Annotated in this window: 20 protein-coding genes and 1 pseudogene; 9 read left to right on the forward strand and 12 right to left on the reverse strand. The window is 43.3% G+C overall.

The genetic code is table 11. From position 1 onward, the window contains the following. Positions 1 to 24: 24 nt before the first annotated feature. The 3 genes from ACXADE_RS18300 to ACXADE_RS18310 all read right to left on the reverse strand — a co-directional run bounded on the left by ACXADE_RS18300 (position 25) and on the right by ACXADE_RS18310 (position 2834). Entirely contained in the window at positions 25 to 666 is a 642-nt protein-coding gene (locus ACXADE_RS18300) for a PspA/IM30 family protein (protein ID WP_474981852.1), read from the reverse strand. A 22-nt stretch (positions 667 to 688) separates the two neighbouring features. After that, entirely contained in the window at positions 689 to 1036 is a 348-nt protein-coding gene (locus ACXADE_RS18305; protein WP_474981853.1) for a lmo0954 family membrane protein, read from the reverse strand. 697 nt (positions 1037 to 1733) lie between these two features. Further along, positions 1734 to 2834: a M24 family metallopeptidase gene (locus ACXADE_RS18310; protein WP_474982270.1), complete on the reverse strand. Its 1101-nt coding sequence runs from the start codon at positions 2832 to 2834 to the stop codon at positions 1734 to 1736. A gap of 174 nt (positions 2835 to 3008) precedes the next feature. Here ACXADE_RS18310 and ACXADE_RS18315 point away from each other — a divergent pair, with 174 nt between their 5' ends. Further along, on the forward strand, positions 3009 to 3410 hold the full coding sequence (locus ACXADE_RS18315; RefSeq protein WP_474981854.1) for a hypothetical protein: 402 nt from the start codon (positions 3009 to 3011) through the stop codon (positions 3408 to 3410). Positions 3411 to 3446: 36 nt separating this feature from the next. On the opposite strand, the gene ACXADE_RS18320 is transcribed toward ACXADE_RS18315, so the two are convergent. Further along, complete coding sequence (locus ACXADE_RS18320; RefSeq protein WP_474981855.1) at positions 3447 to 4034, reverse strand: biotin transporter BioY; 588 nt, start codon at positions 4032 to 4034, stop codon at positions 3447 to 3449. 183 nt (positions 4035 to 4217) lie between these two features. Beyond that, a complete protein-coding gene (locus ACXADE_RS18325; RefSeq protein WP_474981856.1) occupies positions 4218 to 6497 on the reverse strand; it encodes a helicase C-terminal domain-containing protein in 2280 nt (759 codons plus the stop codon). A gap of 171 nt (positions 6498 to 6668) precedes the next feature. Here ACXADE_RS18325 and ACXADE_RS18330 point away from each other — a divergent pair, with 171 nt between their 5' ends. From ACXADE_RS18330 to cysK, 4 genes are all read left to right on the forward strand, one after another. Further along, positions 6669 to 7301 (forward strand): GDSL-type esterase/lipase family protein, encoded by a 633-nt coding sequence (locus ACXADE_RS18330; RefSeq protein WP_474981857.1) that lies wholly within the window; start codon positions 6669 to 6671, stop codon positions 7299 to 7301. After that, positions 7273 to 7599, forward strand: a complete 327-nt coding sequence (locus ACXADE_RS18335; protein ID WP_474981858.1) for a GDSL-type esterase/lipase family protein — start codon at positions 7273 to 7275, stop codon at positions 7597 to 7599. Before ACXADE_RS18330 ends, ACXADE_RS18335 begins: the two co-directional genes overlap by 29 nt. 17 nt (positions 7600 to 7616) lie before the next feature. Further along, positions 7617 to 8252 carry a YpmS family protein gene (locus ACXADE_RS18340; protein WP_474981859.1) on the forward strand — a complete coding sequence of 212 codons (636 nt, stop codon included), beginning with the start codon at positions 7617 to 7619 and terminating at the stop codon, positions 8250 to 8252. Positions 8253 to 8330: 78 nt separating this feature from the next. Then, a complete protein-coding gene (gene cysK / locus ACXADE_RS18345; RefSeq protein WP_474981860.1) occupies positions 8331 to 9260 on the forward strand; it encodes a cysteine synthase A in 930 nt (309 codons plus the stop codon). Positions 9261 to 9344: 84 nt separating this feature from the next. On the opposite strand, the gene ACXADE_RS18350 is transcribed toward cysK, so the two are convergent. Further along, complete coding sequence (locus ACXADE_RS18350) at positions 9345 to 9956, reverse strand: trimeric intracellular cation channel family protein (protein WP_474981861.1); 612 nt, start codon at positions 9954 to 9956, stop codon at positions 9345 to 9347. Positions 9957 to 10182: 226 nt separating this feature from the next. On the opposite strand from ACXADE_RS18350, the gene ACXADE_RS18355 reads away from it, so the two are divergent. Together ACXADE_RS18355 and ACXADE_RS18360 are read left to right on the forward strand one after the other, a co-directional pair. Further along, the gene (locus ACXADE_RS18355; protein ID WP_474981862.1) at positions 10183 to 10884 is read left to right on the forward strand and encodes a YqjF family protein; all 702 of its coding nucleotides are present in this window, start codon (positions 10183 to 10185) and stop codon (positions 10882 to 10884) included. 79 nt (positions 10885 to 10963) lie between these two features. Then, the gene (locus ACXADE_RS18360) at positions 10964 to 11920 is read left to right on the forward strand and encodes a ring-cleaving dioxygenase (RefSeq protein ID WP_474981863.1); all 957 of its coding nucleotides are present in this window, start codon (positions 10964 to 10966) and stop codon (positions 11918 to 11920) included. A 35-nt stretch (positions 11921 to 11955) separates the two neighbouring features. On the opposite strand, the gene ACXADE_RS18365 is transcribed toward ACXADE_RS18360, so the two are convergent. Further along, complete coding sequence (locus ACXADE_RS18365) at positions 11956 to 13905, reverse strand: aconitate hydratase (protein ID WP_474981864.1); 1950 nt, start codon at positions 13903 to 13905, stop codon at positions 11956 to 11958. Between the two features lie 320 nt (positions 13906 to 14225). Here ACXADE_RS18365 and ACXADE_RS18370 point away from each other — a divergent pair, with 320 nt between their 5' ends. Beyond that, positions 14226 to 15506: a helix-turn-helix domain-containing protein gene (locus ACXADE_RS18370; RefSeq protein ID WP_474981865.1), complete on the forward strand. Its 1281-nt coding sequence runs from the start codon at positions 14226 to 14228 to the stop codon at positions 15504 to 15506. Further along, the gene (locus ACXADE_RS18375) at positions 15503 to 15625 is read left to right on the forward strand and encodes a hypothetical protein (RefSeq protein WP_474981866.1); all 123 of its coding nucleotides are present in this window, start codon (positions 15503 to 15505) and stop codon (positions 15623 to 15625) included. The genes ACXADE_RS18370 and ACXADE_RS18375 overlap by 4 nt, the downstream gene beginning before the upstream one ends. Before the next feature lie 236 nt (positions 15626 to 15861). On the opposite strand, the gene ACXADE_RS18380 is transcribed toward ACXADE_RS18375, so the two are convergent. The 5 genes and pseudogenes from ACXADE_RS18380 to treP all read right to left on the reverse strand — a co-directional run bounded on the left by ACXADE_RS18380 (position 15862) and on the right by treP (position 21880). Beyond that, complete coding sequence (locus tag ACXADE_RS18380) at positions 15862 to 17268, reverse strand: MBL fold metallo-hydrolase (RefSeq protein ID WP_474981867.1); 1407 nt, start codon at positions 17266 to 17268, stop codon at positions 15862 to 15864. 165 nt (positions 17269 to 17433) lie between these two features. Further along, the gene (locus ACXADE_RS18385) at positions 17434 to 17943 is read right to left on the reverse strand and encodes a DUF6933 domain-containing protein (RefSeq protein WP_474981868.1); all 510 of its coding nucleotides are present in this window, start codon (positions 17941 to 17943) and stop codon (positions 17434 to 17436) included. 89 nt (positions 17944 to 18032) lie between these two features. Then, entirely contained in the window at positions 18033 to 18746 is a 714-nt protein-coding gene (gene treR / locus ACXADE_RS18390) for a trehalose operon repressor (RefSeq protein WP_474981869.1), read from the reverse strand. A gap of 20 nt (positions 18747 to 18766) precedes the next feature. Beyond that, entirely contained in the window at positions 18767 to 20446 is a 1680-nt protein-coding gene (gene treC, locus ACXADE_RS18395; RefSeq protein WP_474981870.1) for an alpha,alpha-phosphotrehalase, read from the reverse strand. A 25-nt stretch (positions 20447 to 20471) separates the two neighbouring features. Further along, positions 20472 to 21880: pseudogene (gene treP / locus ACXADE_RS18400) on the reverse strand (PTS system trehalose-specific EIIBC component).

The raw sequence follows: 21880 nt of genomic DNA on the forward strand, positions 1-21880 counted from the left end.
TGCGCCTTTATCATACCATGATTTCTATTGAGCGGACACTTCTTCCCGTTTCTCCATTTCTTTTTCCAAGTGTGCCATCTTACTGTCGAAAGTATTATGATAATAGTCACTATTCACTTTGTATTCCAAGTCCTCCATGTAACGGTCAATTTCAGAAAACTTGGAATAAGGCTTGTCCGCTGCATCATCAATGACGCGATCCATCCGATGATGGGCGCGGGCAATGTTCTCCCGCCCCATCAATTCCATCCTCTTCAGGTGCATATCTTTCAATTTATGTTTCATTTCTTCATATTTGCGTTCCAGAGCCTCCAACTGTTCTATCGACTCTTTCCGTGAAGATTGCAGACGCTCCGTACGCGCTTCATATTCCTGCTGCTCTTTAACTGCAAATTCGTACATGTCCGTTTCTCCGGCTTTCTCGGCAATTTCTGCCTGACGCTTACGCTTGTCCGCCATATCCTGAGCTTTATGTGCCTCTCGGGAAAACTCATCCTTCAACCGATACTGACGCTCGACCAGCTTTCTCACCTTTTCTGTTTCCTTTTCACTCTCACGCAGATATTGATTCAACATCGCGATCGGATTTTTTTGTTCCTTTTGGTCCAACGCTTCGTGCAAATCTGCTGTGACGGAATCTTTCAACCTTGTAAATAAGTTTGCCATAACGTGAATCTCTCCTTTGAAATTATTTGTTCATCTCTGCCCATTGACGTTCAAAGTTTGTAAAAGGATCATCAGACTTTGAAGAGTGGACTTGTCCGCTTTTGCTTGTCCAATTTTTATAGATCCAATAAAGCGCAAAAGCAGCAGCTACACCGAGTACCGCATAAATATTGGAAACGGCTATGCTGAGGATGATCAGTCCAAGAATGACCCAGCCGATTTTTCCGGCCGTAGAATCACTCTTCATGAATTGCTTGAACACGACATACAACAGCCATACACTGACACCCAGGAGGATCATCGGTCCAAGATTGGCAAGCAATACGGTCAGAGCGATTAATCCAGCCAGGAAAAGTAGAAACTTCTTCATCGTTTTTCCCTCCTTGCTGTTTTCTTGTCTTTATCATACCTAGAATAGAATTTTGCCGGAATGATCCAGAGATATATTTTCAACTAAGACCAGAGGCGTATAACACGTTGGACGCGGATCGATACACGCATGTTTTAACTTTCCTTTTTCTAAGGCTCTGTTCAAGTTCAGTGATGATATTTGCACCAACAGATTGAAGTGACAATGAATGATGGGAGGATTAAAAGGGGGGTATTTCCAAGTGTCGAAACCTTTAGATGATCTCCTTTAACGATGTAACCATTAAATCTTGTTGGATTATGATTTCGAAACGGTGTCTTAAGCTAAATGGCAGGATTGTTGAAGACTCCGTTTCGAGAGGGTTCGGGGTTCGTTATTGTGTTGAGTGCCAGGGGTGGCTGGGAAACTACTCGCTTTCCTGCGGGGGAGTGCCGAGCTTCCTCGGGCTTATCGCCCTGCGGGATCTCGCCGCTCTCCTTTCTCCCACGGGAGTCTCGCAGCCCCTAACTCCCACACAAACATCTCGAAGCTGAGTCTTCAAGAAAAGGGAGTTTTAGTTGAATAAGCCAAATACAAAAAGAAACTTCCTTTAAATGGAAGTTTCTTTTTTTGCAGTAATATCAAAACTAAACTTTAACAGAGCCTTTTCTAAAAATCCCCTACAAAAAAAGACCGCCAGGACATGGCGGTCTTTTGATTATTCGATAATTCGCAGTTCTTTCGGTGTCTTCGTCAACGTGATATATCCATCATCCGTCACTAAAACGTCATCTTCCAAACGTACGCCCCCTACTTCAGGGTCGTAGATGCCCGGTTCGATCGTGTATGTCATTCCTTTCTTCAACACACCATCGTTCAGATGGCTCATGGAAGGAAATTCATGTACATTGATTCCGAGGCCGTGGCCGATCCGGTGAGGGAACTTGTCCCCATAACCTGCTTCTGAAATAACATCCCGTGCCGTCTGATCAAGGTCACCGATGCGCGTGCCAGGCTTACTAATAGCAAGCGATGCTTCCAGCGCTTCTTTCACTTTGTTGTAAATGGTCCTTTGTTCTTCATTTACTGAACGATAAGCGAATGTCCGTGTGATGTCTGAGGTGTATCCTTTCCAGACAACGCCAAGGTCGAATAAAACGAAGTCCCCGGCCTGAAGACGGCGGTCGCCAGGGTTTCCGTGGGGCTGGCCGGATTTTTCACCGAATAAGACCATCGTGGAAAAGGACATTTCCGCTACCCCTTTTTTCTTCAATTCGTATTCGATCTTTGCAAGGACTTCCATTTCAGTAATTCCTTCTTCAAGGGCTTCAACACCTACGCTCACACCGAAATCTGCAAGCTCCGCTGCTTCCTTCATAATGCTGATCTCATGCTCATCTTTAACGACACGCATCTCATTCAATCGTCCTTCTATGTCCTCAACACTCACTTGATCAAACAGTTGAAAGAAGGATTCACTTCTGCCGTAAGAAAGCACCTGCTTTTCAATGCCGACGGTTTTCACACCGGTGATGCCGTTCTCTTTCATTTTAACAGCCATCATCGCCCACGGATCTTCGTGATCCGCATAACCGATCACTTCACGAGTCCATCCTGCATCACGGATCTGACCTTTTTCCATTCCTGGAAGTACGGCAATGGGGTCTGCTTCAGGAAAAACAAGCAGACCGAGCAGTCTTTCATGCGGGTCGGTATGAAATCCTGTCAAATAAAAAAAGTTTTCGGTCGAATTAATAAACGCTGCATCAACGTTCGTTTCTTTCAGATATTGTGAAAACTGTTCCAATCGATGTTCCAACATTCATCACTCCTCTTTACTTCTTGTTCCATCATAGCTCAAACATTCAAGCAATCCAAATCACACAAAAGTCCGAAAAATATGAGGTTTTCCAACTCTTACAGCTTTTTCATTCTCATAAGTGAAAGCATTCGATATAATGGCAGAAGTTGATTCATTTTAGGAGGTGAATATATGGACCGCACTCGTTTCTTTGTTCGTACAGCTGCGATCTATGCACTGATCGGTGCATTCATGGGCTCTCACATGGCTGGGGGTGGAGGACTTCAATTAAGCGCCATACACGCCCATATCCTGGTTGTTGGGTGGCTTTCCCTTTTTGCATTCGGTATTTATTACAGAGTGTTTTCCATTCCGAAACACTCGAAGCTGGCAACTGCCCACGTATGGACATCTTTTTCAGGGGTCTTCGGTTTGACTGTCGGGATGTGGCTTTACTACACGCAGCCGGTGCCCGGCCTGCAAACTTTCAATACCGTATTTTTCATTGTAGGCGGTACGATTCTCCTTACTGCTTTCGTTTTGTTCGCCATCATGACATTCGTTCATGGAAAAGAGATATCTGAGGACGCATAGAAAAAGGATCCGCCGAACCACGGCGGATCCCTTTTTTTATGCGGCCTGCCTTAAGGGAGTGCGGTGAAGCAACACCCTTTCCAACCTAATGGCAAACCCGGCAGCTACTATAGCTAATGCTATATCTTTAATCAAGAATGGGACCATACTGGACCAGGCTACGGCAAAGCTTATGCCTCCTCCACCTACCCAGAAATTCAAAGCCAGATAGAAAAGATTGACCCCGATTAGATAATTCAAAGCAATACCGACCAATGCTGCCGTAATGTAAGTCGGAAGGTTACGTTTGGATTCTGCAATCTTTCCAACGAAGAACGCAAGGATCACATAAGAGACGATAAACCCAAATGTAGGGGATAGAAGTATGGCAAGTCCCCCTTTGAATCCTGCAAAAATCGGGGCACCGACAAGGCCTAAGACGGCATAAACCAAAACTGAAAACCCTCCAAGTCTGCTGCCAAGCACAAGACCAGCTAAAATTGCGAAAAATGTCTGCAGCGTCAGCGGCACGCCCATGACTTGCAGAAATGGCATAAATGCGGTGATATTGGCCCCGATGGCCATGAGTGCTACAAATAGACTTCCAAGGGTAATGTCGTATGCAGATAAACGAGATGATTTCATGAAGATGTCCTCCTACTTTTATACTCTAGAACTAATATAAAGATACGAGAACTCACCCCACAATGTCAACCTTAATTGAAAAGGGTTAACATCATCTGTTCTTCATGAGCTCACGTTCTCCCTAATTGCCCTTCGCCTGATTATCCCGACATCACCCGTCTTTTTATTTCCTGGGAAATCAAATTACTTCAAAATTTGATAATCTCCCCAATCTTCCGGGATAAGCTGCAAATATTTTCTTGAAAGAAAACGGTCATCGACAAGTTGTATCGAACCATGATCATACTCAGAGCGGATCAGCCGTCCTCCTGCCTGCAATACTTTATTCATCCCTGGATAAACATAAGCATAATCATAGCCGCTTCTCCCTTTTTGATTGAAGTAATCTTTGATCAATTCCTTTTCAAAGCTTTTAGGAGAAAGACCTATCCCTATAACAGCGACCCCATTCAACCGGTCGCCTCTAAGGTCTACACCTTCTGAGAAGATACCACCAAGTACCGCAAACCCTGCAAGACGGCCGCCTTCCTCAAATTGAGAGAGGAAATCCTCTCTACGATCTTCATCCATCCCCCGCTCCTGCATGACGGCATCCACATCTGAAAATGCTTTGAACTTTTGATAGATCATCTCCATGTATTGGTACGAAGGAAAGAAGAAGAGATGATTGCCTTTATTCTGAGCGGTTTGTTCATACAAACGCCGGGCCAATTCCTCTGACGTTTTTTCTCTACTCTTGTACCTTGTCGATAAAGGCGTGATCGTAAAATCGATTTGAGAAGGATTATATGGAGAAGGGAGATGGAGAATATAATCCTCCTTCGTACCACCCAACATCTCTTTATAATAGGCAAAAGGCGATAGGGTAGCAGAAAAAAAGGTGCTTGACCGGAATGTTTTTGTTGTTTCACGGAGCACATGAGAAGGATCGAGACAAAACAGCTTCATGATAAAGTCTCCTTCTTTCGTACTTTCCCCCAGCAACCGGTAATGTTCATCCACATATTCAAGAATTTTTATAAATCTCTGAGATTGAAAATATACATCCGCCAGACGCTCAGCTCGATCTCCTTCACTATCTTCTAGTAAGAGAGATTCAGCTGTTGATAAAAACCTTTCCAAATTTTCCTCCAATTGACCCGGCACCTGTTCCAACTGCTGAAACTCTTCATTCGTAGAAAAGAACCGTTCCAAATCTCCAGCGATTGCAGAGGCTGCTTTCACCAGGGAGTCCTCATCCCCCGCCCATTCTTCTGACACGTTTTCATACGACTGCTTTTGGATAGAAGCAGAATACATGTCCCGGGCACGTTCGACAAGATTATGACTTTCATCAACGAGAAGTGCTGTTTTTTTTCTGCGCTCAGGCGTCAATCGTTTCAAAGACACCCTGGGGTCAAAGATGTAATTGTAATCACCAATGACTATATCAGCCACATCGGTAAGATCCAGAGAAAATTCAAAAGGACATACCTTATGTTTTCTAGCATACGACTCAATGATCGGACGGGTCATCCGCGTTTCATGAAGCAAGATATCAATGATGGCTCCATTGATCCTGTCGTAATACCCATCTGCGAATTCACAGTAATCCGGCTGACAGATCGTTTCTTCCTGGAAGCAAATCTTATCCTTGGCCGTCAGCGTAACGGAACAAAGCTCTAGACCACCGTCCTCCATCCGCTGAAGGGCTTCTTCTGCCGTAGCCCTCGTAATCGTTTTCGCGGTTAGATAGTAGATGCGCTCCATTCCTTCAGACTGCAGAGCTTTGATCGCAGGGAAAAGAGTGGATATCGTTTTTCCGATTCCTGTAGGGGCCTGAGCAAATAAATGTCTTTTTTCTTCAATCGTCCGATACACGCTCCCTGCCAGTTTTCGCTGTCCATCCCGGTAGTTTGGAAAGGGAAATTGCAGGTCAGGGACTGTCTTTTCTTTCTGCTCTCGAACATGGATAAGAATTCTGGCATAAGAAGCATACTCTTTGACTGTTTCCTCCATAAACTGATGCAGGTCACCATATGTAAATGTACGTAACATCCGTTTTTTCTCTTTCGTTCTTTTCTGGACATACGTCAGTTGCACCTGGATTTCGGGAAGCTCTTCCTTCGCCGCGTAAATAAATGCATATCCTTTGGCCTGCGCCCAGTATACAGGGTGGCTTGAATCATCAATCTCCTCCAATTCTCTGGAGGTGGACTTAATTTCATCAATGACCGGACCTTTATCGGTGTCCAATAGACCATCACAACGTCCCTGTACCCTGAGGTTAACGCCATCCTGCTGAAACTCATATTCCAGAAAGACTTCGGACTCATCCTTTTCTTTATACTTTTTTTGGACCTCTTGATGTATAGCCGTTCCTTCTACAAGGGCTGTATTGGTTTGGAATCGTTCATCTATACTTCCGGACCTGTATACATAGGAGACAAGATCTCTGACTGATATCGTCATTTGATTATCCATCAAGTCCCTCCTTCTCCGACGGTTTTTATTTCTTACCCTCATCTTCTTATACTCTTTTCCGTATGTCTATTGTATAAGACCATGATATAATTGTGGTTAAAACTTTTCATTTCCCAATGGATGGAAACCACATATAATAGAAGTGAGATTACCCTCGGGAGGGATTAAGCTTTGAAAACATGGAGATGGTTAGCAGCCGTCGCACTCTCCTTCGTGATTGCCTTTTTTATCATAGCCGCTTTTATATATACCCCGGAAGAAGAGCCGTCGACAAAACCAAAAGACTCAGAGCAAGCAGCGGAAAGTATCCCTGCCCAGGACCAGAAGGTAGATGATGGAGAAATCGATGCCTCGGAACCGGAAAGCGAAACAGAAGATGAAGATAAATTGAGTGAAGGACTGCGCGAGGTCTTCACAAGTGTGATTGAAAGTGCAAGGGATGTATTTATTAAAGATGACTTAAATATCGTTGCTATAGGTGACTCTTTGACCCAGGGGGTCGGAGATGCTACGGACAGCGGAGGTTACATTGGCATTCTGGAAGAAACGTTCAATGCCAATCCGGATACAGAAAGCCTCAATATTACAAACTACGGAAAAAGAGGGAACCGGACGGATCAAATGCTGGCACGGATGGAGGATGAGGAGATTGCCCAATCCCTTCAGGAAGCAGACATCATCCTGATCACCATTGGTGCCAACGATGTTATGAAAGTCGTGAAAAATAATTTTTCAAGCTTGAATTATGAGGATTTCGTTGAGGAACAGGACGGATATGAAGCGAGAGATGCGTCAAATTATTGATCGAGTTCAACAATTGAACCCAGAGGCGCCGGTCTATCTATTAGGTCTCTACAACCCTTTTAACCAATACTTCAATAACATCCCGGAACTTGGACAAATTATGGGAGACTGGAATGACATCAGCCGTCAGGTCACCCAGGATTATGAACAAGCGACCTTCATCCCCATCCGGGACTTATTTGAAGGAGAAGAAGATGAACTGCTCTGGGAGGAAGATTCGTTTCACCCGAACGAAAGAGGGTACAAAAAGATGGCTGAGCGTGTATTACAATATATCAAAGAAGATATCCAACAATAACAGGTGGAATGTATAAGATGAAACGACTTTTGTTAAATAATAAATGGAGAACGTTATTTTGGTTTTTAGCTCTGATTAATGTAGGAATTATCATATGGCTTGTCGCGCTCGTATTTTTACCAAGTTCCTATACCATCGTCAATGTAGATCAGAAAAAAGAGAGTCAGGATGCAGAGTTCACCATCGTCTCCACAAAAGAGAATATGGAGCAGCTCGCCAATGAATATTTAGCTGAACTCTCCACACAAACCGTTTTCGATTATTCAATTTCATTGGATCGTAATGTTACCTTATCCGGGAATATCAAAGCCTTTGACCAGGTCATCCCCATCAATGTCGAACTTCAGCCTGAAGTACAGGAAAACGGGGACCTTATATTAAAACAGGAAAAGATTTCTCTCGGAAAACTACCTCTTCCAAACAAAAAGGTACTGGAGTTTGTGAAAGACAATTACAACCTTCCTGACTGGGTGATCGTAAACCCGAACGAAGAAAATATATATGTAGCTGTCACTCAAATGGACACAGCGAGCAATTTCAATGTCCGAGTCGACCGGTTTAACTTGAATTCAAACCAGCTCGCCTTCAAAATTGCCGTGCCGAGTAACTCGTTCCAATTCGCCCAGCAAATGGTCAACGAACACCTGGAGTAATGAGCACACGGTATGAATGCTCCCATCGATTTATGATAAAATTGGACTACCATTCCCAACTATAAGGAAGTGACAGACATGCGCGTAGTAAACAATATTTCGGACTTAATCGGTGATACACCGTTAGTGAAATTGAATCGTGTTGCTCCAGAAGACGGAGCTGATATTTATATGAAACTGGAAAAGTATAACCCGAGTGGTAGCGTCAAAGACCGTGCAGCTTTCAACATGATGGAACAAGCAGAAAGAGACGGACTACTCAAAAAAGGCGCGACCATTATAGAGCCGACAAGCGGTAATACCGGAATCGGAATTGCTATGAATGCTGCAGCCAGAGGGTACCGCGCCATTCTCGTCATGCCGGACACGATGACCCAGGAGCGCATCAATTTGCTTAAAGCTTACGGTGCTGAAATCGTGCTCACCCCTGGCGATGAAAAAATGCCGGGAGCGATCGCTAAAGCGAAAGAGCTCGTCAACGAAATTGAAGGAAGTTTTATGCCGATGCAATTTGAGAATATGGCAAATCCGGATGCTCACCGACACACCACAGCCGCTGAAATTATTGAAGCGATGGATGAGCTGGGCAAGCCTCTGTCCGCTTTTGTTTCAACTGCCGGTACTGGCGGAACCATTACAGGAACCGGGGAAGAACTAAAAAAACGTTATGAACATTTGACGATTCATGTAGCAGAACCCGCCGGCTCTCCCGTTCTTTCTGGTGGAAAACCCGGAAAGCATAAACTCGTAGGGACAAGTCCTGGATTTATACCGTCGATTTTGAATGAAAAAATCTATGATGAAATCTATCAGGTGACGGACGAAGATGCTTATGATATCACCCGCCGATTAGCCCGTGAAGAGGGATTACTTCTCGGCACCTCCTGTGGTGCCGCCTGCTGGGCAGCTATTCAGGTAGCTAAACAAAAAGAACCAGGCGAAGTCATTGTATGCATTGCACCTGACACAGGTGAACGGTACCTGTCAGGAGACCTTTTCCGCTACTAGTTGAATGAAGCCTCCAGAGCATACGATCTCTGGGGGCTTTTTTTGGTATCATCTCTATTCATTCTGCGAGCGGCAGAACTCTTTTTATAGGCGATATAGATCTCTGAAGCGTAAGTGCCAGCCCAGATGGAAGGAGGCGACGCGACAGATGATGACGAGTAGGAAAATCATATAGGTCTGCCATGCACTTCCTATATCCACCCACCCCAATCCGATAACGAGTCCGGCCATTAATGCCCATACCGCATAGATTTCCTGGTGCATAACCATTGGGCGTCTCTGAGCAAGGACGTCCCTCGTAACACCGCCCCCGACCCCTGTTAGAATGGCCGCAAAAATGATCCCACCCAAAGGAAATTCGTGGTTGATAGCAAAGGATGCCCCTTGCAAAGCGAAAGCCGATAACCCGACAGCATCCGGATATATATTCCACCGGTCCCATGCCATGACCCATGTTTTAGGAAAGAAATACACAATAGCAATCGTCCCTAGCGCCACATAAAAAAGGTACCCCTGCTCCCACACGTGCACAACCGGGACATCCAATGCAATATTCCTGATAATTCCTCCAGCAAAAGGGGTGGCAATACCTAAAATGAATGTTCCAAATATGTCATATCTCTCATTTAACGCTACAATTGCTCCACTGAAAGCAAAAGCCGACACAGCTAATATATTCAAAATTTCCCACGTCATAATGATCCTCCTCCCGGCTCAACGTATGGCCTATTTATATATTCAAAGGAAATATCCCTCCAGGGGATGACGTTTATTCATGCCAGACTGATGTATTATATCAAATTTTTCTGAAGGAAAGATGGAGTTTTCATCTTTTTCTTGTTCGTTCTCAAAGCCTCTCTCTTCCACATCGAGATGTATGGTTCATATGTCTGGAGGGTAAAACATGGGGGAGGTGATTGACATGAAGCAAAAAAATTGGATCATGCACCAGGAATGGGAAGACTTAATTTTTATGCACTGGCCTGTCCCCACCGATACCTTACGACCGTTCATCCCCTCCCCCTTTGAAATTGATGAGTACGACAATACTGCATGGATAGCCATCGTCCCTTTCCGGATGCAGAATATCAGGTTCCGCTTTCTCCCTCCTCTTCCATTCGGTGACCAGCTGCTTGAGTTGAATGTCCGCACGTATATTACTTATAAGGGAGAACCAGGAGTATATTTTTTAACATTAGATGCCAACCACCCTCTCGGTGTCCTTCTAGCCCGTAACATTTTTAAACTCCCTTATGTAAATGCCAGGATGAGGATGGATCAGACGGAGAATGGCTATCATTTCACAAGCCGCAGGGTACATAAAGGCTACCCGGCTTACCATTTCCATGCCAGCTTCCATACAATATCTGAACCGATGCACCCCCGTCCATGTTCCCTCCTTTATTGGTTAACGGAGAGGTATGCTCTCTGGGTGAAAAATGGTTCAAAAATTTACAAAGGACCCATCTTGCACAAACATTGGCAGCTTCAAAAAGCTGAAGCTGTCATAAAAACCAACCATCTTCTCGATTTTCTGCCTGTTGAAGTAAGGAATAAGAAACCAATCACCTACTTCTCCAGATCCCTTCACACAAGGATTTTTCCTTTTGAGAGAATAGATTGATCCTGAAGCTTTGACACTTTCTTTGAATCATTATATAATTATCTCGAATTCAAGATAAATGATAAAGGGAGGATTCACCATGGAACTCAAAGGGATTCATCACGTATCAGCCATTACTGCGAATGCTCAGCGAAATTATGATTTTTATACAACGGTTATGGGCATGCGTCTCGTAAAAAAGACGGTCAATCAGGATGCTCCGTCCATGTACCATCTATTTTATGCTGATGAACAAGGCCGTCCAGGAACAGATTTAACCTTTTTCGAAATCCACCGTGCAGGAAATACGTACCCTGGAACCCGGAGCATTTCCACCACCTCCTTGCGCGTACAGACAGATGAGGCACTTGAATACTGGCAGGATCGCTTCAAAGAATATGAAATTGAAGCAGAAGAGATGAAAGAAAGATTTGGAAGAATGACGATCGCCTTCAAAGACCCAGAAGGCCAACGATTGATTTTGGTCTCTGATGAAAATAATCACGGTGTAACTTCGGGAAAAGCGTGGAAACATGCTTCTGTACCAGAAGAATATGGGATTACAGGACTTGGCCCTGTTCACCTGACCGTTAATGAAGCTCAAAAAACCGAAACTGTCCTGACAGGGATTTTAGGTTTCCGTAAGAAAGGTACGTATGAGCATTGGACGGTTTATGAAACCGGAGAAGGAGGTACAGGCGCGGAAGTCCATGTAGAAGAAAAAAGGCAGGAAAACCCTGAAAAACCTGGCCGCGGTAGTGTACATCACGTAGCTTTCCGCGTACATGACGAAACTGAATTGAAAAAATGGCACGAAATCATCCAAGCGGCCGGTTACCCTAACTCAGGACTGGTTGATCGCTACTATTTCAAATCTCTTTACTTCAGGGAAGCCAATCACATTTTATTTGAACTAGCTACGGACGGCCCTGGTTTTGCTACAGATGAAGACATGGATCACCTAGGAGAAACACTCGCCCTTCCTCCATTCTTAGAGCACAAACGTGAGGAAATAGAAGAGAACTTAACCCCCTTGGATACCTCGCGGCGGCAATAAAAATTCCCGGCAGGTTTTTCTGCCGGGAATTTTCATTAGGCTTCTAATCTATTCTTCACCCAATTGATCAAGCCACCCATCTGCATGATCTCTATTTGCCGATCGGATAACGCATGCTCCAGCTTCAGGGTTTTCCCTTTTCCTTTCACTTCAACTTCCACCTGAGGGGACTGCTTGATTGTATTGCGAAGATCTTTGAAAACGAGCACGTCCCCTTGTTCTAATTCATCAAGATCAGCACTGTCTGTGAAAGTTAATGGGAGTACTCCAAAATTCGCAAGGTTCTGCCAGTGGATACGGGCAAAATCTTCGACGATTGCTACTTTAAGACCAAGGTACTTCGGCGCAAGAGCCGCGTGCTCACGACTTGAACCTTGTCCATAATTGGCCCCCGCAACCACGGCATGCCCTCCATCATCTCTCACTTCCACCGCTCGATCGTAATAAGTTTCGTCTACAATTTCAAAGGTGAATTTGCTGATTTCCGGCAAGTTGCTTCGATAAGGCAGTACACGTGCCCCTCCTGCTAAGATTTCATCCGTGGAAATGTCATTCCCCATCTTCAAAAGAATAGGCAGTTCCATTTCATCAGGAAGTTCTCCCATTTCAGGAATAGAAGCAACGTTCGGACCCTTGACCAGCTCCACTTCTTTCGCCTCTTCATAAGGCAGCGGTTGGTCCAGCAATCTTGTATCTACCGTTGGATGATCCAAGTCTTTCACAGATGGGAAATCGATTTCTGATTTTCGCGGATCGGTGATTTCTCCTGTTATAGCTGATACAGCTGCCGTTTCTGGACTGGAGAGGAACACACTATCTTCTTTTGTACCCGAACGCCCAGGGAAATTCCTCGGAGTTGTACGTAGACTGTTCCGGCCGGTCGCAGGAGCTTGTCCCATTCCAATACATCCATTACATCCTGCCTGATGAAGTCGACCACCAGCTTGAAGGAAGTTCGCAATATGCCCTTCCTGGGAAAGGTCAATTAACATTTGACGTGAAGTCGGGTTCAAATCTAAGGAGACTCCATCTGCAATACGCCGACCTTCAACGATTTTAGAAGCCACTGCAAAATCACGATAGCCAGGGTTCGCAGATGAACCGATGTACGATTGGTAAATGGGCTCCCCTTCGACTTCCTCAATCGGAACTACATTCCCTGGACTGGATGGCTTAGCAACCATCGGCCCTAGTGACGAAAGATCCAACTCATCATGGACATCATACGAAGCATCTTCATCCGCTACAAGCTCCATCCATTCATCTTCTCTTCCCTGGAGCTTCATAAATCGTTTCGTTTCCTCATCAGAAGGAAATACCGTTGCAGTAGCTCCCAGCTCAGCTCCCATATTTGCAATGACATGACGATCCATTGCGGTCAGGTTTTTCAACCCAGGACCATAATACTCAAAGATATGATTGACACCACCTTTGACACCATGCCTGCGGAGCATTTCCAAAATAGCATCCTTAGCACTTACCCAATCTGGAAATTCACCTGTAACTTTTACTCCCCAGACTTTAGGCATTTTCACATAGAACGGCTCCCCAGCAATAGCCATGGCTACATCAATTCCTCCAGCCCCCATAGCAAGCATCCCCATACAGCCATTCGCACAAGTATGGCTGTCAGATCCTAGCAAAGTCTTACCAGGCTTGGCCAAACGCTGCATATGGACAGGGTGACTCACACCGTTGCCCGGTCTGCTGAAATGAAATCCAAACCTCTTCGCAGCACTCTCAAGAAATAGGTGATCATCCGGGTTTTTACTATCTTCCTGGATTAAGTTGTGATCCACGTATTGCGCAGATGCTTCCGTTTTCGCCCGTTCGATGCCCATCGCTTCCAGTTCGAGCATGACCATCGTCCCTGTCGCATCCTGCGTAAGTGTTTGATCGATTTTCAAACCAATTTCCGACCCCGGGTTCATCTCCCCCTCTATCAAGTGATCTTTAATTAATTTCTGTGCGACATTATATCCCACAATTATTCCTCCTTCTCACTTGTAGTCGATGACGTTCCTGATGATAGACTTTTTATTAAATTCCTATACCTTTTATACCCTTAATACGTTATGATTACTCATAAGTAACAAAATATCCCTTGCCAGGGATATTATAGGTTGCTGAAGATCAATCTATGAAAGTCCCCCTCCAAAAGTCCCCTTAAAGCAACAAAAAATCCTCAACTTGGGAAACTAGTAAATTTTGTTGAAAATCCCGGAACGAACATGTATTCTAAATATAGATTTAAAAGAGTTATTACTCTGAAAAATCAAGAGTTGATCAACTAGGTGTGAGAAAAATGGAATATGGTAAAGTGCTTCGATTCCATCGTGTGAAGCAGGGTTTGACGCAGAACCAGCTCGCAGATGGGATAATCTCTCCGGCGTATTTGTCTAAGATTGAGAACGACCAAACCGTTCCCGCGTTCGAGGTACTTGAACACCTCTACGAACGTCTTGGGCTCGACTTCCACGACTCCTCCTATCATCATCCTTCCAAAGAAAAATTGAAGGAATGGTATGAAGCGATCGTTTTCAAAAGGAAAGAAGAAGCCAGGGAATTGAGGGAAGAACTCTCACAACAAAAAGATACGCTTAACAATCATCATTTGTATATATTCTTCGAGCTGTTCCGCATCCGCCATCTTTTGTTGGAAAACGAAGTGGAGGAGGCTTACGAAGTATGGAAAAATATACGACAGCATAAGGATACATTCGATGAAGAGATGGAGTATTATTTCCACGTAACTTCTGGTCTAGTTAGCTACTATAGAGAAGACTTTGAACAATCTTATTTAGAACTTATGGAAGCCAAGAATTATAGTGTTTCCATTAGTTTAGAAGGTTGGGAAGAAAGTGACCTCTATTACCTTCTTGCCTTGAGTGCTAGTCAAGCTAATAATATATCAGCTTCTATTTTTAATGCAGAGCATGCATTGGATTTATATCAAAAACAATATAATTTGTTTAAAAGTGCAAACTGCCATATTTTATTAGGTATAAACTATGGTCGACTTAAAAATTATGGAAAAGCATTAGAAAATTATCACTTAGTTAGTAAAATTGCCCTTCAAACTAATAATTATTATCAGTTGGGGGTTATATATCATAATATAGGCGTAATAGAATCTAGACTCGGAAATTTCGAATCAGCTATTATGAATTACAAAAAATGTCTTTCATATAGGACTGAAACCGCATCCGATCACGAAATTTTCGAAACAATTTATTGCTTAGTTGTAGAAACTTATAAAATTGGAAATATTGATGATTGCAGAAATTGGCTTGATGAAGGTTTTTCTCATTTGAAATCCTCATCTTCTGACACGACTACAGACGAAATTCATTTAATTATTTATAAAATGCTAATAGAGCAAAATGAAAGTACAATTGATTATCTAGAGAATTCAGCAATACCTCATTTTCTGGATAAAAAACATCATAGATTCGTAATTCGCTATTGCATGATTGTTTCAGAACTATTAGAAGCTGAGCGAAGTTATAAAAAATCCACAAAATATTTAAGGTTAGCAATTGATTTGTTAAATAAATATTCCAACTTAGGAGGTATTGTAATATGAAAAAGCTTTTCGGCGTTATCATCGCTATGGGGCTTGTTTTATCTGTTTCAGCTGGAGTTAACTATGTTGATACTGCAGATGAAAGACATCCTCAACCACTAGTTGTGGATCAAATCTAATTCACAAGCAACATTTTTGTTTTAATTTTGTGTGTTAATTCAATTTCTATATAATTAACACCTCCCCTAATCCTATACCTATACAAACTTTCGCCTCTATCTCTATGGTAGAGGTCTTTTTTTGTCAAAAGATTCCCATCTCGGATAATAGGCCGTTCCGCTCCTTATAAAGCAAAAGGACGAACACCCTTACTAAACCTAAAAAACACCTGCCTTTTCCAAGGCAGGTGTTCGTGTTAAGCTTTGGCTTTTTCATAAAAATCTTTCAAGGCCGAGAATCCACCTTTTAAATTTAATACACCTTTAAACCCATTCGCCTGCAGGACACTTGCAGCAATCGCCGACCTCACCCCTGACTGACAATGGACAATCGGTGTTTTATTTGAAGGAATATCCTGAATGCTTTCCTTCAATCTCCCCAGCATGATATGCTGCGCTTCATCAATATGATCATCGTCCCATTCACTGTCATTCCTAACATCAACGATGACATAATCCTCGTGCTTCCTGTACGTATCCTCCAATTCTTCAGCGGTGATACTGGCGTATGTTTCCAATCCTCCATACCCATCGATTTCTGATTCATCAATATAGCCTACTAAATCATCCAGTCCGATGGATTCCAAGGAACGTTTGATATCAGGAACAGAATCTTTCGAAGCTACTACTATGATTTTTTGATCATAGTCAATTAGCCACCCCGCCCAATTTGTGAACGAACGATTATACGGGATGTTCAACGTTCCTTTTAAGTGACCGTTTGAAAACTGAGCGGAAGGTCGAGTATCTACGAATGCATATTCTTCGGTTTGGTAATTTTGTGAATCCTGTACGGATACGACATTTACATCTCTGTCTTTTTCTAAGGAAGGTCCTTCTTTGTTTAATTTTTTCATCATAGAGAAATATTTAGGTGGTTCTGGCTGTCCATCCAGCAGCTCCTCATTAAATGACTGTTCCTCCGTATGTTTCAACGCCCAATTGTTCTCTTTCTCGTACCCTACCGTTGAAGATGGCACGGCGCCAAGAGATTTACCACAGGCACTCCCAGCTCCATGTCCCGGCCATACCTGCACATAATCCGGAAGTTCTTTGAAGCGCTGAAGTGAATGATACATTTCTGAAGCCCCCTGGCTTGCAGTTCCTTCTGCTCCGGCTGATTTTTCAAGTAAATCAGGACGGCCCACATCTCCAACAAAAACAAAATCACCTGTAAAAATCCCCATCGGAACAGATGAACCTCCTCCTTCATCCGTGAGCAGGAAGGAGATGCTCTCCGGCGTATGACCAGGAGTATGGATGACATCCAACCTGACTTTTCCTACATAAATTTCATCTCCATCTTTCACCAACTGATGACGAATTTCTTGAAGGTATTGATATTTCCAGTCATCATCTCCCTCATCCGAAAGGTACAATTTAAGTTCGTTGTCATTGGCCAGCTCTCTAGCACCTGAAAGGAAGTCGGCATGGATATGTGTTTCAACTGCTGCTGATAAATGAAACCCTTCTTTTTTAGCTGTTTCATAATAAGGAGATAAATCCCGCGCAGGATCAATAACCATGGCTTCTCCGGTTTTCTGACAGCCGATCATATACGACATCTGCGCTAATTCTTCATCAAAATACGATTTAAAAAACATTCAAACCCCTCCATTTTATGAAATACTCTCCACTATACTTATACCCTGTGCGGTATAAGAAAAACATTATTCCATTCCCATATTATCTATCCTCTAATTGATATCCTTCTTTTCCTACTGAATTTAATACAGGGTTAACATAAAAAAAGCAGTAGTGTATATACACTACTGCTTTTTGAAATATCCGTTGAACTCTTTAAATGGAACAGTATGTTCCAGATTGTTGAAAATGAGAACCTTATTATGATGTTCATTAATGCCTGCTGCATCTATATCTTCATAAGCTTTACCTGCTGCCAGCTTCTCTGTGAAAAGCTTAATTTCATTCATCATTCCCAAAACTTTTCTACTCTTCGTTTTTGTATAGACAATTTCATCAGCAGCACCCAACATGTAGTCTGCCTTCTCTTTATCGATACCTAGCAGTTGAAATAATTGCTGGAGAGATCCTTTGATGACGCTGTCCAGGTGCTGGAACTGCTCTTTTCTCAGACCGAGCAGTGTCAAATTAAGCCCCGTGGCGTTATTCATAAGAATGAGGCATTTTCTCCTATTAATCGTCACCACATTTGCATGCCATTGATGAATTTCGGGGACCTCTTTATAGTCTTCTACATTTCCAATCGGGTAATCGATCTCATTTTGTAATTTCTTTGTAGCTCCAATAACGAACAATTCGCCCACCTCGTCCTTACTAGTCGTACTATTATTCTAACGTGTAACGATTAAAAAACAAAGAGGAACCAATCTATGGCCCTCTTTGTTTACATTTTTGTCCTGCGAGCAAAATCCACAAACTGAAATTTATCAGGTCTGTGCCTGGACTCTGTATATTGGAAGGCCGTTGTATCGCCCAAATACACATAATTTCGGATGACAACCACTTGGTCATGTCCATTTAAATCCAGGAATTCTTCATCTTCCTCTGTAACCGGTTCGACGACGATCTCTTTCTTCGCGAAACTGATATCCAGACCAAGTTCATCCTCCAAGTATTGATAAATTGAAATTTGTGCAATTTCTTTTGTTAGACCAGGGACAAGATCTTTTCTTAGATAATCTTTATCCAAGATGATTCGTTCACCGCCAATTTCTCTGGAGCGTATGATTTTCCATAGGGGCGCCTTGGATTTATCGTTAAGCTTCCTGCAAACATCCGGGTCTTTCACCAGAGTCAATTCATGTACATGGGTATGGAAACTCTGTCCCAGTCGTTCTGAAAGTTCTTTGAAGCTGGTCAATCCTGAAACGGGGAATTCAAATTTATCACGATCAAGAACAACCGACCCTTTCCCTCTCACTTTTTGAATATATCCATTTTGAGAGAGGAGATTAAGTGCTTTACGGATGGTTTCCCTTGATGTTTCAAACCTTGCACTTAAATCATGCTCAGAAGGGAGAGTACCCCCGACCGTGTACTCTCCCTTTTGTATATCTTTGACGAGACCGTGATAAATCTCGACATATTTCTTTTTCATAGTAAGCCCCCTCACCTGGATTAGGTAAGATGATAAACGACCGACTCGTATGGGCGCAGATTGATTTCCCGGTGACCTTCCGGAGCATCTTCGTAATTGCTTAATAGGATGTCAGCTTTCCCAAGTCCTTGAATATTTTCAGGTACCGTGAACGTCGTCTCTTTTCCATAGAAATTGTTCACAACGAGCAGCTGTTCACCATTCCATTCCCGCAGGAAAGCAAACACTTCTTTATGATCCGGCGTCAAGAGCAGGTAATCCCCATGCGTGATAATATCATACGTCTTACGCAAACCTATCAATTTTTGATAGTGATGGAAAATAGAATCTTCCTGATTCATGACTTTTTCCGCATTGATTTCCTTATAATTATCCGCTACATCAATCCATGGGGTCCCTGAAGAAAAGCCGGCATTTTCCTCTTGATTCCATTGTACAGGAGTACGGGAATTGTCACGAGACTTCTGTTTTAAAATTTCCAGGATTTTGTCCTCACTGACTCCTTTTGCCTTGAAGTCTTCATACATATTCAGTGATTCCACATCCCGATAGCGGCTGATGCTTTCAAATTTAGGATTCGTCATGCCAAACTCTTCACCTTGATAGATATACGGCGTCCCCTGCATCATATGAATCGTTGTGGCCAGCATTTTCCCTGATTCTTCAGGATAGTTTACGTCATCTCCGAATCTTGATAAAACACGGGGCTGATCGTGGTTACACCAGAATAGAGCGTTCCAGCCATTCCCTCGATTCATTTCACGCTGCCACTTGGAAAGAATCTGCTTTAAATCATAGAAATTAAAATCAGCATCTGTCCATTTTTCACCATTTGGATAATCCACTTTCAAATGATGGAAATTGAACGTCATACTCAATTCATCCCGTTCAGGAGCCGTGTATTTTATGCAGTGTTCTATGCTGGTCGAAGACATTTCTCCCACCGTCATCAAGTCATAGGGTTTGAAAACTTCACGGTTCATTTCCTGCATGAATTCATGGACACGTGGTCCATCTGTATAGTATTTACGACCATCACCTGGAGCGACACTTCCATCATCATTGGGGAACTCCTGATTTTTGGAAATTAGATTGATGACATCCAAACGGAAGCCATCCACTCCTTTTTCACCCCAGAAACGCATCATTTCATAGATATCTTCACGCATCTGTTCGTTTTCCCAGTTTAAATCGGCTTGAGTAACGTCGAACAAATGCAAGTAATACTGACCTGTTTGTTCATCGTACTCCCACGCATTGCCCCCGAATTTAGACTGCCAATTCGTCGGCTCTTCCCCATTCACAGGGTCATGCCATATATAATAGTCACGATAAGGATTGTCTTTTGACTTTTTAGCCTCTTGAAACCATCGGTGTTCCGTAGACGTGTGGTTAACGACGATGTCCATGATGAGTTTCATCCCACGTTTGTGTGTTTCTTGAAGCAGTCTTTCAAAGTCTCGCATGGTCCCGTATTCATCGTGAATGTCATAATAGTCACTGATATCATATCCATTATCATTTTGAGGAGACTTGTACATCGGGGTCAGCCAAAGGACATCGACCCCGAGTTTATGCAAGTAATCCAACTTTTCAATAATTCCCTGAATATCACCGACACCGTTTCCTGTCGTGTCATTGAAGCTTTTCGGATAAATTTGATAAACGACAGCTTTTTTCCACCAAGGTTGTTCAATCATTGTAGCACCACCGTTTTTAAATTTTTTATACGTCTTTTTTACGCTTCGCATAGAGATACGTTCCTACGAGCGGAAGGACAATGACGATGACCATTCCGATGGCAAAGTCCAGCCAGTACTCTGCAACGATTGAGAGATCCCCGGCACACCACCGACTCCGATAGAGCTTGCCAATACACCTTGAGCTGAGATATAAAGGCCAGCAAGGGCGGAAGAGCTGATCGCTATAATGAATGGATACTTAAAGCGTAAATTCACTCCGAATAGGGCAGGTTCAGTAATGCCGAGCCAAGCTGAAATACCGGAGGAAACGCCCAGGCCTTTAAGCTTGTCGTCTTTAGAAGCGAGCCAAATAGCAAATGCTGCAGAACCCTGTGCAATGTTGGAAAGAGCGAGCATCGGCCATAAGAATGTGGTGCCCGTACTCCCCACCAGTTGGATATCAACCGCTAAGAATGTATGGTGCATTCCTGTAATGACGAGCACACCGTACAGACCACCATAAATCAGACCGCCTAACCAGGCGAATGTATCAAAGACACTAACAAGACCATCTGTAATCCAGTTACCGATTGCAAATGTAATTGGTCCAATGATAATAAACGTCAGGAAACCAGTAACTAACAAGGAAATCGGTCCAACGAACAGCAGTTGAATATTATCAGGAATACGGTTCCTTAAGAAAAGTTCTATTTTAGTCAACAAATAAGAGGCAACAAGGACGGGAAGCACCTGCCCCTGATAACCGATTTTTTCTACTGTCAATCCGAATAGATCCCAGGTTGGTACAGAACCTTCAGCTACGGCATCACCGTAAGACCAGGCATTCAGAAGGTCCGGGTGGACAAGTACAAGACCTATGACAATCCCTAAAATCGGACTACCTCCGAATTTTTTAACCGCCGACCAGCCAATGAGTCCGGGTAAGAACACGAAGGCGGTATTGGCTATGATGATGATCATATTCGCTATACCGGACCACTGTGGATAGACATCAATGATCGACTGATCATCCCAGAAAATACCCTGTGCCGTCAAAATATTATTGATCCCCAGCAATAAACCAGCTGTTACAATCGCTGGCAAAATCGGAATGAAAATATCCGCAAGCGTTTTGATTGCTCTTTGCAGCGGATTCATCTTTTCCTTGGATGCTTCCTTGACTTCCTCTTTTGAAGATTCACCGATGCCTGCAAGCGCGACGAATTCCTTATAAACCTTATCCACCGTTCCTTGACCGACTACTATTTGAAACTGTCCGTTCGTTGAAAAAGAACCTTTTACAGCATCAATGTTATTCAATTTTTCTTGATCAACGATTCCTTCATCGTGTAAAGCTAAACGTAGTCGTGTCACACAGTGCGTCGCAGCAGAGAGGTTTTCCTTTCCACCGATCGCTTCTAATATTTGTTCGGCCTGTTGCTTATGGTTCAT

Source organism: Halobacillus sp. ABR2_026, assembly GCF_056158545.1.

Excerpts from the sequence above, each read along its gene's own strand:
- ACXADE_RS18300 (WP_474981852.1), bottom strand. The coding sequence starts at position 666 with ATGGCAAACTTATTTACAAGGTTGAAAGATTCCGTCACAGCAGATTTG.
- ACXADE_RS18305 (WP_474981853.1), bottom strand. The coding sequence starts at position 1,036 with ATGAAGAAGTTTCTACTTTTCCTGGCTGGATTAATCGCTCTGACCGTA.
- ACXADE_RS18315 (WP_474981854.1), top strand. The coding sequence starts at position 3,009 with ATGGACCGCACTCGTTTCTTTGTTCGTACAGCTGCGATCTATGCACTG.
- ACXADE_RS18320 (WP_474981855.1), bottom strand. The coding sequence starts at position 4,034 with ATGAAATCATCTCGTTTATCTGCATACGACATTACCCTTGGAAGTCTA.
- ACXADE_RS18325 (WP_474981856.1), bottom strand. The coding sequence starts at position 6,497 with ATGGATAATCAAATGACGATATCAGTCAGAGATCTTGTCTCCTATGTA.
- ACXADE_RS18335 (WP_474981858.1), top strand. The coding sequence starts at position 7,273 with ATGAAGCGAGAGATGCGTCAAATTATTGATCGAGTTCAACAATTGAAC.
- ACXADE_RS18340 (WP_474981859.1), top strand. The coding sequence starts at position 7,617 with ATGAAACGACTTTTGTTAAATAATAAATGGAGAACGTTATTTTGGTTT.
- cysK (WP_474981860.1), top strand. The coding sequence starts at position 8,331 with ATGCGCGTAGTAAACAATATTTCGGACTTAATCGGTGATACACCGTTA.
- ACXADE_RS18350 (WP_474981861.1), bottom strand. The coding sequence starts at position 9,956 with ATGACGTGGGAAATTTTGAATATATTAGCTGTGTCGGCTTTTGCTTTC.
- ACXADE_RS18355 (WP_474981862.1), top strand. The coding sequence starts at position 10,183 with ATGAAGCAAAAAAATTGGATCATGCACCAGGAATGGGAAGACTTAATT.
- ACXADE_RS18360 (WP_474981863.1), top strand. The coding sequence starts at position 10,964 with ATGGAACTCAAAGGGATTCATCACGTATCAGCCATTACTGCGAATGCT.
- ACXADE_RS18370 (WP_474981865.1), top strand. The coding sequence starts at position 14,226 with ATGGAATATGGTAAAGTGCTTCGATTCCATCGTGTGAAGCAGGGTTTG.
- ACXADE_RS18375 (WP_474981866.1), top strand. The coding sequence starts at position 15,503 with ATGAAAAAGCTTTTCGGCGTTATCATCGCTATGGGGCTTGTTTTATCT.
- ACXADE_RS18380 (WP_474981867.1), bottom strand. The coding sequence starts at position 17,268 with ATGTTTTTTAAATCGTATTTTGATGAAGAATTAGCGCAGATGTCGTAT.
- treR (WP_474981869.1), bottom strand. The coding sequence starts at position 18,746 with ATGAAAAAGAAATATGTCGAGATTTATCACGGTCTCGTCAAAGATATA.
- treC (WP_474981870.1), bottom strand. The coding sequence starts at position 20,446 with ATGATTGAACAACCTTGGTGGAAAAAAGCTGTCGTTTATCAAATTTAT.